The organism is Streptomyces africanus (genome assembly GCF_002150735.1).
Taxonomy (GTDB): domain Bacteria; phylum Actinomycetota; class Actinomycetes; order Streptomycetales; family Streptomycetaceae; genus Streptomyces; species Streptomyces africanus.
On sequence record NZ_MUKA01000141.1, the window covers coordinates 17,609 to 34,295 of the forward strand.

Annotated in this window: 16 protein-coding genes, 1 tRNA gene and 1 pseudogene; 5 read left to right on the plus strand and 13 right to left on the minus strand. The window is 72.1% G+C overall.

From position 1 onward, the window contains the following. The first annotated feature begins 97 nt into the window (after window positions 1-97). On the plus strand, window positions 98-3,328 hold the full coding sequence (locus tag CCL05_RS18940; RefSeq protein ID WP_086561681.1) for a S41 family peptidase: 3,231 nt from the start codon (window positions 98-100) through the stop codon (window positions 3,326-3,328). 47 nt (window positions 3,329-3,375) lie between these two features. Here the strand turns inward: CCL05_RS18940 and CCL05_RS18945 are convergent, their stop codons facing one another. The 4 genes from CCL05_RS18945 to CCL05_RS18960 all read right to left on the minus strand — a co-directional run bounded on the left by CCL05_RS18945 (window position 3,376) and on the right by CCL05_RS18960 (window position 7,007). Further along, window positions 3,376-3,585, minus strand: a complete 210-nt coding sequence (locus CCL05_RS18945; RefSeq protein ID WP_086561682.1) for a hypothetical protein — start codon at window positions 3,583-3,585, stop codon at window positions 3,376-3,378. 76 nt (window positions 3,586-3,661) lie between these two features. Beyond that, window positions 3,662-4,546: an SDR family oxidoreductase gene (locus tag CCL05_RS18950; RefSeq protein ID WP_086561683.1), complete on the minus strand. Its 885-nt coding sequence runs from the start codon at window positions 4,544-4,546 to the stop codon at window positions 3,662-3,664. Continuing rightward, the gene (locus CCL05_RS18955) at window positions 4,543-5,478 is read right to left on the minus strand and encodes an alpha/beta fold hydrolase (protein WP_086561684.1); all 936 of its coding nucleotides are present in this window, start codon (window positions 5,476-5,478) and stop codon (window positions 4,543-4,545) included. Before CCL05_RS18955 ends, CCL05_RS18950 begins: the two co-directional genes overlap by 4 nt. Next, on the minus strand, window positions 5,475-7,007 hold the full coding sequence (locus tag CCL05_RS18960; RefSeq protein WP_086561685.1) for a flavin-containing monooxygenase: 1,533 nt from the start codon (window positions 7,005-7,007) through the stop codon (window positions 5,475-5,477). Before CCL05_RS18960 ends, CCL05_RS18955 begins: the two co-directional genes overlap by 4 nt. A gap of 130 nt (window positions 7,008-7,137) precedes the next feature. On the opposite strand from CCL05_RS18960, the gene CCL05_RS18965 reads away from it, so the two are divergent. Beyond that, the gene (locus tag CCL05_RS18965; protein WP_086561686.1) at window positions 7,138-7,779 is read left to right on the plus strand and encodes a MerR family transcriptional regulator; all 642 of its coding nucleotides are present in this window, start codon (window positions 7,138-7,140) and stop codon (window positions 7,777-7,779) included. On the opposite strand, the gene CCL05_RS18970 is transcribed toward CCL05_RS18965, so the two are convergent. Further along, on the minus strand, window positions 7,776-8,579 hold the full coding sequence (locus CCL05_RS18970) for an exodeoxyribonuclease III (RefSeq protein WP_167409581.1): 804 nt from the start codon (window positions 8,577-8,579) through the stop codon (window positions 7,776-7,778). The two genes, CCL05_RS18965 and CCL05_RS18970, sit on opposite strands and share 4 nt — an antisense overlap. 60 nt (window positions 8,580-8,639) lie before the next feature. Between CCL05_RS18970 and CCL05_RS18975 the strand changes: the two genes are divergently transcribed. Both CCL05_RS18975 and CCL05_RS18980 read left to right on the plus strand, forming a co-directional pair. Beyond that, on the plus strand, window positions 8,640-9,128 hold the full coding sequence (locus tag CCL05_RS18975; RefSeq protein WP_086561688.1) for a GNAT family N-acetyltransferase: 489 nt from the start codon (window positions 8,640-8,642) through the stop codon (window positions 9,126-9,128). Between the two features lie 27 nt (window positions 9,129-9,155). Next, complete coding sequence (locus CCL05_RS18980) at window positions 9,156-10,124, plus strand: DMT family transporter (RefSeq protein WP_086561689.1); 969 nt, start codon at window positions 9,156-9,158, stop codon at window positions 10,122-10,124. A 33-nt stretch (window positions 10,125-10,157) separates the two neighbouring features. On the opposite strand, the pseudogene CCL05_RS47510 reads toward CCL05_RS18980, so the two are convergent. The 8 genes and pseudogenes from CCL05_RS47510 to galU all read right to left on the minus strand — a co-directional run. After that, a pseudogene (locus tag CCL05_RS47510) lies at window positions 10,158-10,292 on the minus strand (helix-turn-helix transcriptional regulator); the annotation flags it as partial. 161 nt (window positions 10,293-10,453) lie between these two features. Further along, a tRNA-Ala gene (locus CCL05_RS18990) sits at window positions 10,454-10,527 on the minus strand. Window positions 10,528-10,610: 83 nt separating this feature from the next. Further along, window positions 10,611-11,819: a divisome protein SepX/GlpR gene (gene sepX / locus CCL05_RS18995; protein WP_086561690.1), complete on the minus strand. Its 1,209-nt coding sequence runs from the start codon at window positions 11,817-11,819 to the stop codon at window positions 10,611-10,613. Between the two features lie 172 nt (window positions 11,820-11,991). Beyond that, window positions 11,992-12,612 carry a GNAT family N-acetyltransferase gene (locus CCL05_RS19000; protein WP_244204323.1) on the minus strand — a complete coding sequence of 207 codons (621 nt, stop codon included), beginning with the start codon at window positions 12,610-12,612 and terminating at the stop codon, window positions 11,992-11,994. 23 nt (window positions 12,613-12,635) lie between these two features. Continuing rightward, on the minus strand, window positions 12,636-13,136 hold the full coding sequence (locus CCL05_RS19005) for a MogA/MoaB family molybdenum cofactor biosynthesis protein (RefSeq protein ID WP_086561692.1): 501 nt from the start codon (window positions 13,134-13,136) through the stop codon (window positions 12,636-12,638). Next, window positions 13,133-13,627, minus strand: a complete 495-nt coding sequence (gene moaC / locus CCL05_RS19010) for a cyclic pyranopterin monophosphate synthase MoaC (RefSeq protein WP_208641565.1) — start codon at window positions 13,625-13,627, stop codon at window positions 13,133-13,135. Before moaC ends, CCL05_RS19005 begins: the two co-directional genes overlap by 4 nt. A 62-nt stretch (window positions 13,628-13,689) precedes the next feature. Continuing rightward, a complete protein-coding gene (gene glp, locus CCL05_RS19015; RefSeq protein WP_086561693.1) occupies window positions 13,690-15,027 on the minus strand; it encodes a molybdotransferase-like divisome protein Glp in 1,338 nt (445 codons plus the stop codon). 4 nt (window positions 15,028-15,031) lie between these two features. After that, the gene (gene galU / locus CCL05_RS19020; RefSeq protein ID WP_086561694.1) at window positions 15,032-15,934 is read right to left on the minus strand and encodes a UTP--glucose-1-phosphate uridylyltransferase GalU; all 903 of its coding nucleotides are present in this window, start codon (window positions 15,932-15,934) and stop codon (window positions 15,032-15,034) included. Window positions 15,935-16,027: 93 nt separating this feature from the next. Between galU and CCL05_RS19025 the strand changes: the two genes are divergently transcribed. After that, entirely contained in the window at window positions 16,028-16,651 is a 624-nt protein-coding gene (locus tag CCL05_RS19025) for a 5-formyltetrahydrofolate cyclo-ligase (protein ID WP_086561696.1), read from the plus strand. Window positions 16,652-16,687: the final 36 nt, after the last annotated feature.

Consider the following 16,687-nt stretch of genomic DNA (forward strand, 5'->3'; position numbering starts at 1 on the left):
AACGAAACCGTTTCGTACGTGTCCTGGGTCACGGCCACGCCCAGGGTCCGGTTTGCCTGGACTTGCTGCACTCCGTCCCCCGGCAAAGCATGAAGACGTGACCTATCTGCGTCTGCCGCACCTCCATGACGACCTGCTCTGCTTCGTGGCCGAGGACGACCTCTGGCTCGCCCCGCTCGACGGCCCCGGCCGCGCCTGGCGGCTCACCGTCGACCGCACCAAGGTGGGTCACCCCCGCTTCTCCCCCGACGGACGGCACCTCGCGTACACAAGCTGGCGCAGCCTGGTGCCCGAGGTGCATCTCGCGCCGGTGGACGGCGGCCCGGCCCGGCAGGTGAGCCACTGGGGCAGCGCCGACACCCGGGTCTGCGGCTGGACCCCGGACGGCGAGATCCTGGCCGTGGCCTCGCACGGCGAGCCCTTCTCCTACTACACCTGGGCATACAAGCTCTCCCCGGACGGCGACCCGGGCCGCAAACTGCCCTGGGGCCCGGTCTCCGACATTCAGGTCGCCGACCTGGCCGGGGAGCGCAAGTCGCTCCTGCTCACCGGTACCCCGCCGCACGAACCGGCCGCCTGGAAGCGCTACCGGGGCGGGGCCACGGGCAGACTGTGGCTGCACGGCGAACGGCTGCTCGAAGGCCTCGGCGGCCATCTGCACTCCCCCATGTTCGTCGGCGGCAGGATCGCCTTCCTCTCCGACCACGAGGGCGTCGGCAACCTCTACTCGTGCGCCTACGACGGCTCCGACCTGCGCCGGCACACCGACCACGACGCCTTCTACGCCCGGCACGCCGCAAGCGACGGCACCCGGGTGGTGTACCAGTGCGCGGGCGACCTGTGGCTGGTCGACGACCTGTCACGGGACTCCGAACCACGCCGGCTGGACGTGCGGCTGAGCGGCCCGCGCGCCGGGCGGCGCCCGTACCAGGTGGCCGCGGCCCAGCACGTCGACGGGATCTCGGTCGACGAGACCGGGCGGGCCGGCGCGGTCGTCGTGCGCGGCAGCCTGTACTGGCTCACCCACCGGGACGGGCCGGCCCGCACCCTCACCGACACCCCGGGCGTCCGGGTCCGGATGCCGGAGATGCTCGGCGCGAGCGGGCGGGTGGCGTATGTGACGGACGCGGAGGGCGAGGACGCGATCGAGATCGCCTCCCTGCCCCGGGCGAGCGGCGCCCGCGCACCGCGGCGCCTGGCCTCGAGAGCGCTGGGCCGGGTGCGCGAGCTCGTGTCCGATCCGGAGGGCGAGCGGCTGGCGGTCGCCTCGCACGACGGACGGCTGCTGCTCGTGGACGTGTCCGAGGAGTCCGGCGGCGAGGTCAGCGAGCTGATCCGGTCGATCAACGGGCCCGTGCGGGACCTCGCGTTCTCCCCGGACGGGGCGTGGCTGACCTGGTCGCACCCGGGCATCGGGCGGACCCTGCGGCAGATCAAGATGGCCCGGATCACAGACCGGTTCATCGTGGACGTCACCAACGGCCGTTTCGAGGACGAGAACCCGGCCTTCACGCGCGACGGCCGCTACCTCGCCTTCCTCTCCTGGCGCGGCTTCGACCCCGTCTACGACGTGCACACCGGCGACCTGTCCTTCCCCCTGGGCTGCCGCCCGTACCTCGTGCCGCTGTCCTCCGCGACGCCCTCCCCGTTCGCGGTGAACCCCGAGGGCCGCCCGGCCGCCGGGGGCCTGGACCCGGTGGAGGACGACGAGAACGGGGACAACGGGACGGTGACCGTCGAGGTCGAGGGGCTGGAAAGCCGGGTCACGCCCTTCCCGGTGGCCGCCTCCAAGTACTCGGCGCTGCACCCGGTGGCGGGCGGCGGGCTGGCGTGGCTGCGCTGGCCGATCTCGGGCGCGCTGGGCGAGACGTTCGCCAACCCGGACGACACCAGCGGCCGGCCGACCCTGGAGCACTTCGGCATCACCAGGGCCAAGAAGTCCGAACTCGCCGTGCACCTGGACTTCTTCGCGGTCAGCGGCGACGGCACGCGGCTGGTGATCGTCGACGAGGGCGAGCTGCGCGCGGTGCCCGCGACCGAGCCCGGCGACCTGGACACGACGGTGTGGATCGACACGCGCCGTATCCTGCACGTGGTCGACCCGGCCGCGGAGTGGCGGCAGGCGTACGAGGAGGCCGGGCGGCTGATCCGGGCGTACTTCTGGGAGCCGGGCATGTGCGGCATCGACTGGGCCGGGGTGCTGGACCAGTACCGTCCGCTGGTCGAACGGGTCGCCTCCCCGGACGAGTTCGCCGACCTGCTGCGCGAGGTGCTGGGCGAACTGGGCACCTCCCACGCCTACGTCACCGCCGCCCGGCGCAACGAGGGCCCGCCGCACTACCAGCGCCGGCAGGGCCTGCTGGGCGCCAACTTCGTACGCCGGGACGGCGGCTGGATGGTCAAGCGGATCCTGCCCGGCGACTCCTCCGACTCCAAGGCCCGCTCCCCGCTGGCCGGTACGGGCATCCGCGAGGGGGCGATCCTGACCCATGTCGACGGCCGCCCGGTGGATCCGGACGCGGGCCCGTATCCGCTGCTGGCGGGCGCGGGCGGTACGACGGTGGAGCTGACCTTCTCCCCGGCGCAGGGCACGGGACCGCCCCGGCGGGTCGCGGTCGTCCCGCTCGTCGACGAGCGGCCGTTGCGCTACCAGGACTGGGTGGCCAAACGCCGGTCCGTGGTACGGGAGTTGAGCGGGGGGCGGTGCGGCTATCTGCACATCCCGGACATGGGCGGTTCGGGCTGGGCGCAGTTCAACCGCGATCTGCGCATGGAGGTGTCGCGGCCCGCGCTGATCGTGGACGTGCGCGGCAACGCCGGCGGTCACATCAGCGAGCTGGTCATCGAGACGCTGAGCCGCACGATCCTGGGCTGGGACCTGACCCGCGACGCCCAGCCCGTGTCGTACACCTCGAACGCGCCCCGAGGCCCGGTGGTGGCCCTGGCCGACGAGGCGACCTCCTCCGACGGTGACATGATCACCGCCGCGTTCAAGCTGCTGAAGCTGGGCCCGGTGGTGGGGCAGCGCACCTGGGGCGGTGTGGTCGGCATGACCGGCCGGCACGAGCTGGGGGACGGCACGGTCATCACGGTGCCGATGAACGCGGCCTGGTTCGACGCCTACGGCTGGTCGGTGGAGAACAAGGGCGTCGCCCCCGACATCGACGTCCTGCGCACCCCGCTGGACTGGGCGGAGGGCCGCCACGCCCAGCTGACCGACGCGGTGGAGCTGGCGCTCGGGCTGCTGGAGACCAACCCACCGGCGAAACCGCCGACCTACAGCGACGTACCGGACCGTTCCCGCCCGAAGCTGCCGCCCAGGACGTGAGGAAGGGGTGCCCCGCGCGAGGCACCCCTTCCGTTCAGCGCGCAACGTCAGGCGTCGTAGTCCTGGTCGAAGCGGTCCTCCTGCTCGCGCTCCCGCTCACGCTCGCGCTGCGAGGGCTGCGAGGGCTGCGAGGGGTCCATGTCCTCGTCACGCCGGCGACCGCGGCCCTGCATCTGCTCACGGGCCTGGTCGGCCTTCTGCTTGGCCTGGTTCTGCCACTGCTCGGACTTCTCCTGGAACTGGTCCTTCATACCCATGTGGGTTCACTCCCGTTGGGGGTGAGGGGATCTGGCTCGACCAGATTCACACGGGCCGTGACGCTGCGCATGTCGATCACTTACGGACTGTAGTCCTCTGCTGCTCGTCGGCCGCTCCTCCCGCCCCCACGAGGCCCGTGCGCATGCCGGTCAGCCGGTCCGCGAACCGGCGCATCTCGCGCTGCCCCACCGTCCCGATGACCCCGGGCAGATATCCGCGCACGCCCTGCATGCCGCGCAGCCACCACTGCCCGTAGACATGGCTCGACCGGCGCTCGATCCCGGCCACCAGCCGGTCCACCGCCGGGCCCAGCGGATACGTCTTGTTGGACGGCCAGGGCAGCCGCTGCCTCAACTCCCGCATGACGTCGTCCTGGTCGGCCCCGCGCACCATGTCGGTGTCGGTCCACGACAGATACCCGACGCCGACCTTCACACCCCGGTGCCCGACCTCGGCGCGCAGGCTGTGCGCGTAGGCCTCCACACCGGACTTGGACGCGCAGTACGCGGTCATCATGGGCGCCGGCGTGATCGCCGCGAGGGAGGCGATCTGGAGCAGATACCCCCGGCTCTCCAGGAGCGGCGGCAGGAAGGCCCGGGCCGTCACCGCGGAGCCGACCAGGTTGACCTCGATCACCCGCCGCCAGGACACCGGGTCGGAGTCGGCGAACGGACCGCCCGTGGCGACGCCGGCGTTGGCGACGACGATGTCGACCCGGCCGAAGCGCTCCCTGACCTCCTGCGCGACCCGGGCCATCGCCTCGTGGTCGGTGACGTCGGCGTGCCAGTGGTCGCTGTCGCTGTGCAGCCGCCCGGAGACCTCCTTGAGCGCGTCCGGCTCCAGCCCGACGAGCGCCACCTTCACGCCGCGCGCGGAGAGCTTGCGGGCCAGCAACTCCCCGACGCCGCGCGCCGCCCCGGTCACCACGGCGACTCTGCCCTCAAGGCTCACCCTGCTCATGCGCTCTCCTCGGATACGACCCGGTTGTGTGCCTGGATGTGTGCCTGGACGAGTTCACGTATCTTCCCGGTGACCAGCTCGGGCGCCTCGACGGGCGTCATGTGGCCGATGCCGGGCAGCTCGGTGAGCCCGGTGCAGTGCGGCAGCGCGGCGGCCAGGGCCCGGGCGTGGGCCGGCGGCGTGAGCCGGTCCGCCGTACCGGCCACCACGGCCGTGGGCACGTCCAGCTCCCGCACGCCGTGGTCCAGGTCGAGCAGGTCCAGCACATGCGACCAGGCGTAGCGGACCTTGCGGGGGCAGGCGTGCACGATACGGGCACAGGCCTCGACCATGTGCGGGGCCGAAGCCGGGCCCATCGTCCCGTACTTGAGGATCCGGCGGGCCAGGGGCGTGACCGGGCCGAGCGGTGCCCGGGAGCCGAGGATCCGCCGGGTCAGCCAGGTCCGCAGCCGCCCGGGCCGCAGGGGGACGACGGTGGAGGAAGCGACCAGCTGCGAACTGCCCGTGCTGCACAGCAGGACGGCGGCGGTGTGCTCGCGGAAGGCGGTTCTCCCGGAGGCCGCCATCACGGTCATACCGCCCATGGAGTGCCCGGCGATCACGGCCTGTTCGCCGGGTGCGAGGGTGGCGCCGAGTACGGCTTCCAGGTCGTCGGCGAGGGCGTCGGTGGTGCATGCGGGGCTCGCGGGGCTGCGTCCGTGGCCGCGCTGGTCGTAGGCGATGACGCGGTGGTCGGTCGCGAGGTCGCGGATCTGGGCCGCCCAGAAGGCGGTGGAGCAGGTCCAGCCGTGGGCGAGGACGACGGCGGGGGCCCCGTCGGGCCCGTGGATCTCGACGTGCAGCCGGGCGCCGTCGGCGGAGACGGCGGTCAGTTCGCGCGCCGGGGCGGGCGGGGCGTAGGGGCCGGAGTCGACGTGCAGAAGACGGCTCACGCGTCCACCCCGGCCTTCTGCCCGGCGGCCTTCCGGGTCCCCGTCACGGGGGTCCGCAGGACGTCGTACTCCGCGAGGTCCACCCGCCGCGTCGCCCGCCGGAACTCGGCTGTCGTGCCGGGCCAGATGGTGGTGTTGCGGCCGCTCGCGTCGAGGTACCAGCTGGTGCAGCCGCCGGTGCTCCACACGGTCCGCTTCATGCGCTCCTGCACCCGGTGGTTCCAGGCGCGTACGGCGCTCGGCCGGGCGTCGAGGGCGACCCGTCCGCCGAGGACGTCGACCTGGCGGACGAAGTCGGCCAGATAGTTCAGCTGGGACTCGATCATGAAGATCATCGAGGAGTTCCCCAGGCCGGTGTTGGGCCCGATGATCGTCATCCAGTTGGGGAAGCCGGCCGCCGATGCGCCGCGCAGTGCTTCCATGCCGCCCTTCCAGGTCTCGGCGAGGGTCCGTCCGTCCGCGCCGACGACCCGCTCGGCGATGGGCATGTCGGTGACGTGGAAGCCGGTGCCGAAGACGATCGCGTCCACCTCGGCCTCGCTGCCGTCGGCGGCGACGAGGGTCGATCCGCGGACCTCGGTCAGCCCGCTCGCGACGACGTCCACGTTGGGCTGTGCGAGCGCCGGGTAGTACTCGCTGGACAGCAGGATCCGCTTGCAGCCGATGCGGTAGTCAGGGGTGAGCTTCGCCCGCAGGGCCGGATCCTTGACGGCGCGGGCCATGTTGCGCTTGGCCAGCCGCTCGACGAAGCCGAGTTCGTTCGGGCGCTTGGTGAACGCCTGGACCTGCACCTCCCGGATGCCCCACAGCAGTCCGCGGCGCAGCTGCGAGGTGAAGGGCAGCTGCCGGTGGAGCCACCGCTCGGCGTCGCTGATGGCCCGGTCGACGCGGGGCAGCACCCACGGCGGGGTGCGCTGGAAGAGGGTGAGCCGCGACACGTCGGGCTGGAGGGCCGGCACGATCTGGATGGCCGAGGCCCCGGTCCCCACCATGGCGACGCGCTTGCCGCGCAGGTCGTAGTCGTGGTCCCAGCGGGCCGAGTGGAAGACCTTGCCCGGGAAGGAGTCCAGCCCGGGGAGGTCCGGGACCTTCGGGTCGGACAGCGGCCCGGTGGCGGAGACGACGATGTCCGCCGACAGGCTCCCGCTGCTGGTCTCGATGTCCCAGCACAGCCGCCCGGCGTTCCACGTCATCCGCTTCACCTCCGAGTCGAAGCGGATGTGCGGCCGCAGCCGGAAGGTGTCGGTCACATGCTCCAGGTAGGCGCGGATGTGCTCCTGCCCCGAGAAGACGCGCGGCCAGTCGGGGTTGGGCGCGAAGGAGAACGAGTACAGATGCGACGGCACGTCACACGCGCACCCCGGGTAGCTGTTGTCGCGCCAGGTCCCGCCGACGCTGCTCGCCCGCTCCAGCACGACGAAGTCGGTGACGCCCTCGCGGCGCAGCCGGACGGCGGCCCCCAGCCCGCCGAACCCGGACCCGACCACCGCGACCCGCACATGCTCGCGTTCGTGTTCGCGTTCGCCCATGCCGACACCTCCACACACCACGAGAACCATGCCAGTGAACACTGGCGCAATGGGAGCGTAGGGCAGTGACGTACTGATGGGTAGGGGGCGGCCGAGGAAAGCCACCCTCGGTACGCCTTAAGGTGCCCAGGTGGCCGAGAAGCGTGAATACCGCATGGAAGAGCTGGCCCGCCTGGCCGGGATCACGGTGCGCACCCTGCGCTTCTACCGCGAACGCAAGCTGATCCCGCCGCCTCGCCGGGAAGGCCGGATCGCCTGGTACGACGACCACCACCTGAACCGGCTGCGCACGATCACGGCCCTGCTGGAACGCGGCCACACCCTCAGCGGCATCGCGGAGCTGGCGGAGGCCTTCGACCACGGCCGGGACGTCGGCGACCTGCTCGGCGTGGACGCCCCCACCGAGGAGGAGCCGGTCCACCTCACCCCCGAGGAGCTCGCCGACCACTTCGCGGGCGAGGCCACCCCCGAGAACCTCGCCGCCGCGATGGAACTCGGCTACCTCGGCACCGACGGCGACGAGATCGTCCACATCAGCCGCCGCCTCCTGGACGTCTCCTCGGCCCTGGTCCGCGAGGGCATCCCGCTCGCGGAGGTCCTCGGCGCGGCCAAGCAGGTCCGCACCCACGCCGACGCCCTGGCCGAACTCTTCACCGGCCTGGTCCTGCGCCACGCCTCCGAGGCCGACCTGCCCCGCCTGCGCCCGCTGGCCCGCAGCGTGGTGGAGGCGGAGCTGTCCCTGGCGATGGACCGCAGGATGCGCAGGCCCTAACGGTCGTAGACGACGGTCACCGGCGCATGGTCGGACCACCGCTCCGCATGCGTGGCCGCCCGCTCCACGAACCCCTTGACCGCCCGCCCGGCGAGCCCCGGCGTGGCCACGTGATAGTCGATCCGCCAGCCGGTGTCGTTGTCGAAGGCCCGCCCGCGGTACGACCACCACGAGTACGGGCCCTCGGTGTCCGGGTGCAGGGCGCGTACGACATCGACGTACCCGCCGTCCGCGGGATCCAGGACCCGGGACAACCACTCCCGCTCCTCGGGCAGGAACCCGGAGTTCTTGGTGTTGCCGCGCCAGTTCTTCAGGTCGGCCCGCTGGTGGGCGATGTTCCAGTCGCCGCAGACCAGCACCTCGCGCCCCTCGGCGGCGGCCCGCTCCCGGAGTTCCTTCAGATGGGCGAGGAACTCGCCCATGAAGCGCTCCTTCTCGTCCTGCCGCTCGGTGCCGACCTCACCGGAGGGCAGATACAGGGAGGCGACGGTGACGCCCGGCAGATCCGCCTCCACGTACCGTCCGCTGCCGTCGAACTCGGCGGACCCGAACCCGACCTGGACCCGGTCGGGTTCACGTCGGCTGTACAGGGACACCCCGGCCCGCCCCTTGGCGGCGGCCGGCGCGTGCACCACGTGCCAGCCCTCGGGATCCCGGACGGCCTCGGGCAACTGCTCCGGCTCGGCCCGCACCTCCTGCAGACACAGCACGTCGGCGTCGGTCTGCGCGAGCCATTCCACGAAGCCCTTCTTCGCGGCGGCACGCAGCCCATTCACATTCACAGAGGTCACAGTGAGCACCCCGGCACCATACCGGCACACTGGACCAGGTCCAGTTCCGGATCGAATACGGTAGCCGTCATGCAGATACGCCGGGTCTCCTTCGACCACCCCGACGCCGTGAAGCTGAACGACCAGGTCCAGGCCGAGTACGCCGTCCGCTACGGGGACGACGGCGACGCCACGGTCATGGCCGCGTCGGACTTCGTGCCGCCGAACGGCATCTACCTGATCGCGTACGACGAGCTCGGCACCCCCGTCGCCTCGGGCGCCTGGCGCTCTCAGGACGCCAACGACGAGGGCAACCTGGACGGCGACGCCGAGGTCAAGCGCATGTACGTGATCGAGCAGATGCGCGGCCGGGGCATCGCCCGCCGCATCCTGGCCGCCCTGGAGGAGGACGCCCGCGCGGCCGGCCGTATCCGCATGGTCCTGGAGACGGGCCTCAAGCAGCCGGAGGCCATAGCCCTGTACACCTCCAGCGGCTACGAGCCGTGTGCCAAGTTCGGCTACTACCGCCACTACGAGTCGAGCCGCTGCTTCGCGAAACGGCTCCGGCACCCTCGCTGAAGGGCCGCTCAGCGCAAGTCTCCCCTCGTGACCCATGGCTCCAGCTACCTGGCGGCGAAGGGGATCACCACGGCACAGACCGTACTGGCGGTGCTGGTGCTGCGATTCGCCGTGGTGATTCCCGTGCTCGTCGTCGCCGGGTGGCGAAGGCTGCGGGCGCTCAGTGGCGCACAGATATCCGGGGCGGGACTGCTGGGGCTGATCCTCGCGGGGATCTTCCTCCTGGAGACGTACGGGGTCGTGCACACATCGGCGACCAACGCCGGGCTCATCATCAGCCTCACCATGATCTTCACGCCGATCGCCGAGAGCCGGGTGCGCGGCACCGGGCTGTCGGGAGCGTTCCTGGCGGCGGCCGGTCTCTCCGTGCTCGGTGTGGTGCTGCTGACACAGGGCACCGGGTTCAGCGCTCCGTCCGTCGGTGACCTGCTGATGCTGGGCGCCGCCGTCGCCCGCACGGTGCACGTGCTGGCGATGGCCCGGATGGACTCGGTGCGGGGCGCGGACTCACTGTCCCTGACGACCATTCAGCTGGGGAGTGCGGTGGTGGTGTTCGCCCTGCTCTCGACGGCCTCCGGTACGGACGCCACGCCTTGGGCGGTGGCCGCCGGCTTCGGGGCCGCTCAGTGGCTGGGACTGCTGTACCTGTCCGTGTTCTGCACGCTGTTCGCCTTCTTCGTCCAGATGTGGGCGGTACGGCGGACCTCTCCGTCGCGGGTGAGCCTGCTGCTGGGCACCGAGCCGGTCTGGGCCGCCGTCGTGGGCATCACCCTGGCCGGTGACCGGCCCGGGTGGCTGGGCTTCCTCGGTGTGGCGCTGATCCTGGTCGGCACGGCCTGGGGCCGCTCCGTGGCCGGCCGGGACGGGGACGCCGAGAGGGCTTCGGCGGGCGATGACGGCACGGGGAACCCGGCGGAGGCCGTCACGGCATCGGACGGCGAGCCGGCCCAGCCGCACGGCACGGACCCCGGCCTGGAACCGGCTGGCCGCGCCTAGGCGTTCCGCCAGGTCCGAGACGAGGCGGCGGACCGTGCGCTCGGAGATACCGAGCTTGCGGGCCATCGCCTCGTCCGTCATTCCGCCCGCGAGCATCCGCAGCCGGCACCGTGAGCAGTGGTCGAAGATCTCCCGGAACACTCCCACCAGAACGTCACCGTGCAGCATCGCCGCCGCGAGCCCGCCGTCGGCGGTACGCGGCGCGGGCACGATGCCGCGGGGCTACACGCCTGACCCGGGATCAGTGCAACGCAGAGATCCCGCCCGATCAATCAGATCGGACGGGATCTCGTCAACTGCCCCGAGCCAGCTCGGAAACAGTCGCTGCGTGGACCTGAGGGGATTTGAACCCCTGGCCCCCTCGATGCGAACGAGGTGCGCTACCGGACTGCGCCACAGGCCCTTGCAACGAGTGAAACTTTAGCACCCCGATCGGCCTGCTTGGAAATCCGTTCCCGAGGGGCGGTCACCTGCGGCTTCGTGGGGCTACTCGTTGGCGGCCCGGGGCCGGCCCCCGTCCTCGTACTGGTCGAACAGGGGGGTGCGCCCGCGCTCCCGGGCCCGCCGTGCGGAGGCCGCGCGGCGGGCGTCGCTGCGGCCGCCGCCGTCCGCCCTCTCCTGCGTGCGGGCGTCCGCCTCGCCGGGGTCCGCGCTGTCGGCGGGGGGCGGAGCGTCCTCGTGATCGGGGGTGACGGTGCTCGACCGCGCGGAGCTCCAGGTGTCGGGGGCTCCGAGGTCCACGTCGCTGGTGGCCCGGGGCGCGACGGGTGCGGTCACATAGGTGGGCAGAGGCACCGGCACCGGCTCCCAGCTGTCGCCCTGCCCCGGCCGCCGCTGCCGCTCGCGCTGCTGGTCGACCCACTCGGCGTGGTCGGTCTGCTCGACGAGTGCGCGCCGGTCCGCCGCGAGGGCCGACAGGCCGGGGTCGGCCGCCGACTCGGATCCCGCCTCCGGTCCCTCGACCTCTTCGTCGGCGGAGGCGCGCCGGCGGGGCTGCCGCTGGCGCTCCCGCAGCCGCTGGGCCGCGGCCTCGGCCCGGCGGCGGTCCATCTGGTACGTGAAGCGGCGGCGCTCCTGGGAGCGCAGGTACGCGATGTACACGCTGAGCATGACGGCGGGCACACCGGGCGCCCACAGGAACGCCAGGCCCCCGACCGCGGCGACGATCGCGCCCAGGGTGAAGGCGAGGAACAGCATGGTGGTGGTGCGCCGACGGCGCGCGAGCACCTTCGAGCGCCGGGCCCGCGCTGCGGCCGCCTGGTTCGCCTGGCTGGTCTTGTTCGCCCTGGGGGTCGCGCCGCGCCGGGCGGCGGGCACCTGGCCCCGGCCGCGTTCGGCGCTCGCCGGGTCCGGTCCGGGTGCCGGGCGGGCCGGCTGCTCGGGGGCGGGCGACGGTACGGGTGCCTGGGTCTGGGGACGCGTTTTGGACACGGCGAAGGCCCGGACGTCCACCGAGTCGGTGACGGCGTCCAGGTCGTCGGCGTCCTGCTCCCCCTCCTCGGTGGAGCGCGCCCGCAGGTCCTTGGCGTACCGGCGCTCCATGGCCGCCTTTCCGGACAGAAGCCGGATGGCGGTGCTGAAGCGTTCCGTCGGACGGGCCTCGTTCAGCTCGTCCTGCCTACGGAGCCACATCGGCACCAAGTAGGCGGCCCAGGCCCCGACAATGACTGCGTAGATGAGGCCGCTGCTGCTCACGCCTCACACGGTAGAGGGGTTTGCGTGAGGCCATCTGCCAATTGAGCCGGTGTGTCGCACGATCTGGCTGATATTTCGAACTTTTTTTGTGACCGATGCGATCAGCAGAGCGTCCCGGCCGGGAATTCAATGCCCCAAGACGGTCACCGGCCGATCAATTTCGAACATGTATTCAATTTCCGGGGTGCTGCCGGATTCCCGGATTACTCTGCGATCGTGCCCGGTGCCAGCGCCTCAGCAACCCGTCCGGCACCTCTTCCGCCGTGAGCGCGAAGACGAGATGGTCGCGCCAGGCCCCGTCGATGTGGAGATAACGCGGCCTGAGCCCCTCCTCACGGAATCCGAGTTTCTCCACGACCCGGCGGCTGGGCCCGTTCTCCGGGCGAATGCAGACCTCGATGCGGTGCAGCCCGACCGTGCGGAAACAGTGGTCCACGACGAGCGCCACCGCCGTCGGCATCACCCCGCGGCCGGCCACGCCCTCGTCCACCCAGTAGCCGACATGCCCCGAGCACATCGAGCCCCAGGTGATTCCGGCCACGGTCAACTGCCCCACCAGCCGCCCCTGGTACTCGATGACGAAGGGCAGCATCCGGCCCGCGTTCGCCTCCGACCTGAGGTGGCGGACCATCTGGCGGAAGGTCGGACGGTGTGCCATCGGCCCGCCGGGCGTGGGCGGCGGAATGGTCGCCTCCCAGGGGCGCAGCCAGTCGCGGTTGCGCCGGTTGACCTCGCGCCACGCCCGCTGGTCGCGCAGCTTTATCGGCCTGAGGACGATGTCACCGTCCACCAGCTCGACGGGCCAGGATGGGCTGTTCAGCTCGCACCCCCACTGCCGGGTCTGGGGTGGTCACCGCCGCGGAGCTGCTCGACGGCATGGACCAGCAGCGGCTCCAGGACCGCCAGCCCGTCCTTCACGCCGCCGCTGGAGCCGGGCAGGTTGACGATCAGCGTGCCGCCCGCCACTCCGGCCAGGCCCCGGGAGAGCGCCGCGGTCGGCACCTTCTCCCGGCCGAACGCCCGGATGGCCTCGGCGATGCCCGGCACCTCGTGGTCGATCACGCGGCAGGTCGCCTCGGGGGTGCGGTCGGTGGGCGAGATGCCCGTGCCGCCGGTGGTGACGATGACGTCGTAGCCGGTCTCGACACCGGCGCGCAGGGCCGCCTCCACGGGGTCGCCGTCGGGGACGACCTGGGGGCCGTCGACCTCGAAGCCGAAGCCCCTCAAGCCGTGCGCGATCAGCGGACCGCCCTTGTCCTCGTAGATCCCGGCGGCGGCCCGGTTGGAGGCCGTGACGACGAGAGCGCGGTAGGTCATGCCCGGCTCCAGTCGCCCGACTTGCCGCCCGTCTTCTCCTCCACCCGTACGTCCGTGATGACCGCTCCCTTGTCGACCGCCTTGACCATGTCGATCACGGTGAGCGCGGCGACGGAGACCGCGGTGAGGGCCTCCATCTCGACGCCCGTGCGGTCCGTCGTCTTCACGGTGGCCAGGATCTCCACCGCGTCGTCCGCGACCGACAGGTCCAGTTTCACACCGGACACCGACAAGGGGTGACACAGCGGGATCAGGTCCGGGGTGCGTTTGGCGCCCATGATCCCGGCGATCCGCGCGGTCGCCAGGGCGTCGCCCTTGGGGACGCCCTCGCCGCGCAGCAGTTCGATCACGCGGGGCGAGACGAGGACGCGTCCGCTGGCGCGGGCGGTGCGGGCGGTCACGTCCTTCTCGGACACGTCGACCATGCGGGCGGCACCCGCCTCGTCGATGTGCGTCAGGCGGTCCTGCGTAGGGGGGTCCTGCATGTTCATGCTGTGTGGCGCTCCCGGTCCGGGCCTGCTGTGCGCGACACGGTACCCCCAACCAGCGCCTCTCAGCCGAGCAGGACCACCTCGACCTCGGTGCCGGGCTCGACGGACTCGGTGTCCTCGGGGACCACGATCAGCGCGTCGGCGTGGGCGAGGGCCGCGATCAGGTGGGATCCGGCGCCGCCGACCGGGGTGACCCGACCGTCGGCGTACGTACCGCGCAGGAACTGGCGGCGGCCCTTCGGCGAGGTCAGCGCCTTGTCCGCGGTCAGGGTCGCCCGGGTCACCGGCCGGTGGACGTCCTGAAGGCCCATGAGAGCGCGGATCGCGGGGCGGACGAACAGTTCGAAGGAGACGTACGACGACACCGGGTTGCCGGGCAGCGCCAGCAGCGGGGTGTGGTCGGGGCCGATGGAGCCGAAGCCCTGGGGCTTGCCGGGCTGCATGGCGAGCTTGCGGAACTCGATGCCGCTGCCCTCCTCGTCCGCGTCGGCGACGTGGGACAGGGCCTCCTTGACGACGTCGTACGCCCCGACGCTCACGCCGCCCGTGGTGACCACCAGGTCGGCGCGGACCAGCTGGTCCTCGATGGTGGAGCGCAGGGTCTCGGCGTCGTCGGCGACGGCGCCCACGCGGTAGGCGATGGCGCCGGCGTCGCGGGCGGCGGCGGTGAGGGCGAAGCTGTTGGAGTCGTAGATCTGACCGGCGCCCAGTTCCGTGTCCGGCTGGACGAGTTCGCTGCCGGTGGAGAGCACCACCACGCGCGGGCGCGGGCGCACGCGGACCGTGCCGCGGCCGATCGCGGCGAGCAGGGCGATCTGGGGCGGGCCGAGGATCGTGCCGGACTCCAGGGCGCGGTCGCCGGCCTTCACGTCACTGCCTTTCGCGCGCACGTGCGCGCGGGCCTCGGCCGGGCGGTACACCTGCACCTGCCCCGTGGCGCCCTCGGGGCCGAGGCTGCGGGCCCGCATGCCGCGCACCGGGCCCTCGCCGAGCCCGCCGTCGGTCCACTCGACGGGCACGACCGTCTCGGCGCCGGGCGGCAGCGGGGCACCGGTCATGATGCGGGCGGCCTGGCCGGGGCCCACGTGGAGCAGCTCGGCCTGGCCGGCGGCGACGTCCCCGACGACCTCCAGGGCCGCCGGGAACTCCTCGCTCGCGCCCGCCACGTCCGCGATCCGTACCGCGTAACCGTCCATCGAGCTGTTGTCGAAGGGCGGCAGGGACACCGGCACCGTGACGTCCTCGACGAGGACGCAGCCCTGGGCGTCGAGCAGGTGCAGCTCGATGGGTTCCAGGGGGCGGACGGTGGCGAGGATGTCCTCGAGGTGCTCCTCCACCGACCAGAGGTGGTCGGGGCCGGAGTGGTCCTGGCCGGTGACGCGGGGCGCGGCGCTGCTCAACGTGCTACATCTCCTCGGCTACGTAACTGCGAAGCCAGGTCCGGAAGTCCGGGCCCAGGTCTTCACGTTCGCACGCGAGTCGGACGATGGCACGCAGGTAGTCGCCGCGGTCGCCGGTGTCATAGCGGCGGCCCTTGAAGACGACGCCGTGCACCGGGCCGCCGATCTTCTCGTCCTGGGCGAGCTGCTGGAGGGCGTCCGTGAGCTGGATCTCGCCGCCGCGGCCCGGCTCGGTCTTGCGCAGTATGTCGAAGATGTGCGGGTCGAGGACGTAGCGGCCGATGATCGCGTAGTTGGACGGGGCGTCGGCCGGGTCGGGCTTCTCGACCAGGCCGCTGACCTGGACGACGTCGCTGTCCTCGGTGGTCTCCACGGCCGCGCAGCCGTAGAGGTGGATCTGCTCCGGGGCGACCTCCATGAGCGCGATGACGCTGCCGCCGCGCTGCTCCTGGACCTCGACCATGCGCTGCAGCAGGGGGTCGCGGGGGTCGATCAGGTCGTCGCCGAGGAGGACGGCGAAGGGCTCGTCCCCCACGTGCGGGGCGGCGCACAGGACGGCGTGGCCGAGGCCCTTGGGGTCGCCCTGGCGGACGTAGTGCATCGTCGCGAGGTCGCTCGACTCCTGCACCTTGGCGAGGCGGCCGGCGTCGCCCTTCTTCTGCAGCGCCGACTCCAGCTCGTAGTTGCGGTCGAAGTGGTCCTCGAGGGGGCGCTTGTTGCGGCCCGTCACCATGAGGACGTCGTCGAGACCCGCGGCGACGGCCTCCTCGACCACGTACTGGATCGCCGGCTTGTCGACGACCGGCAGCATCTCCTTGGGAGTGGCTTTGGTGGCCGGCAGGAACCGGGTGCCGAGGCCTGCTGCGGGAATGACAGCCTTGCTGATCCGAGGGTGCGACTGAGTCATGCCCGCCACCTTATCCGGTGCCTTTGCATGGAATCTGCGGCTCCGGTTCATAGGCGCTCATATGAGCGTATTGCGACGGTACGGGAGCAACCTTTGAGTTACATCGGACGTCCGGGTGAGCCTGACAAGCGGAGTTTGCGGTTCGAGTTCCTCGCGGTGAGGAACAGGTTGACGGCGGATGACCTGCGGGAAACGTCGGCCGCGCTGGCCGGGCGGGCGCTGGAGCTGCCCGAGTTGGCGCGGGCCGGGACGGTGGCGGCGTACGTCTCCGTGGGGAGCGAACCGGGGACGCTCGCGCTCCTGGACGCGTTGCGCGCCCGGGGTGTACGGGTCCTGCTGCCGGTGCTGCTGCCCGACAACGACCTGGACTGGGGCGTCTACGAGGGCGAGGGCTCGCTCGCGCGCGTCCGACACGGCGGCAGGATGGCGCTCTTCGAGCCCGCGGGCGAGCGGCTCGGGCCGGACGCCGTGACCACCGCCGACGCCGTGCTGCTGCCCGGGCTGGCGGTCGACGCGCGCGGGATGCGGCTGGGGCGCGGCGGAGGCTCGTACGACCGCGTGCTGGCGCGGCTGGAGCGGGCGGGTGCGGACCCCGCGCTGGTGGTGCTGCTGTACGACTCGGAGGTCGTCGAGCACGTCCCCGAGGAGCCGCACGACCGGCCGGTGCACGCGGTGGTGACGCCGTCGGGGGTGCGGCGGTTCCGGCCGGGAACCTGACGCGAAAACGGCCCTCCACGCGCGCGTGGAGGGCCG

Bases quoted from the DNA above. Each gene is read 5' to 3' on its own strand.
- CCL05_RS18960 (WP_086561685.1), bottom strand. From the start codon at position 7,007: ATGGGCGAACGCGAACACGAACGCGAGCATGTGCGGGTCGCGGTGGTC.
- CCL05_RS18950 (WP_086561683.1), bottom strand. From the start codon at position 4,546: ATGAGCAGGGTGAGCCTTGAGGGCAGAGTCGCCGTGGTGACCGGGGCG.
- CCL05_RS19005 (WP_086561692.1), bottom strand. From the start codon at position 13,136: ATGACCTACCGCGCTCTCGTCGTCACGGCCTCCAACCGGGCCGCCGCC.
- galU (WP_086561694.1), bottom strand. From the start codon at position 15,934: ATGACTCAGTCGCACCCTCGGATCAGCAAGGCTGTCATTCCCGCAGCA.
- CCL05_RS18975 (WP_086561688.1), top strand. From the start codon at position 8,640: ATGCAGATACGCCGGGTCTCCTTCGACCACCCCGACGCCGTGAAGCTG.
- moaC (WP_208641565.1), bottom strand. From the start codon at position 13,627: ATGAACATGCAGGACCCCCCTACGCAGGACCGCCTGACGCACATCGAC.
- CCL05_RS18945 (WP_086561682.1), bottom strand. From the start codon at position 3,585: ATGGGTATGAAGGACCAGTTCCAGGAGAAGTCCGAGCAGTGGCAGAAC.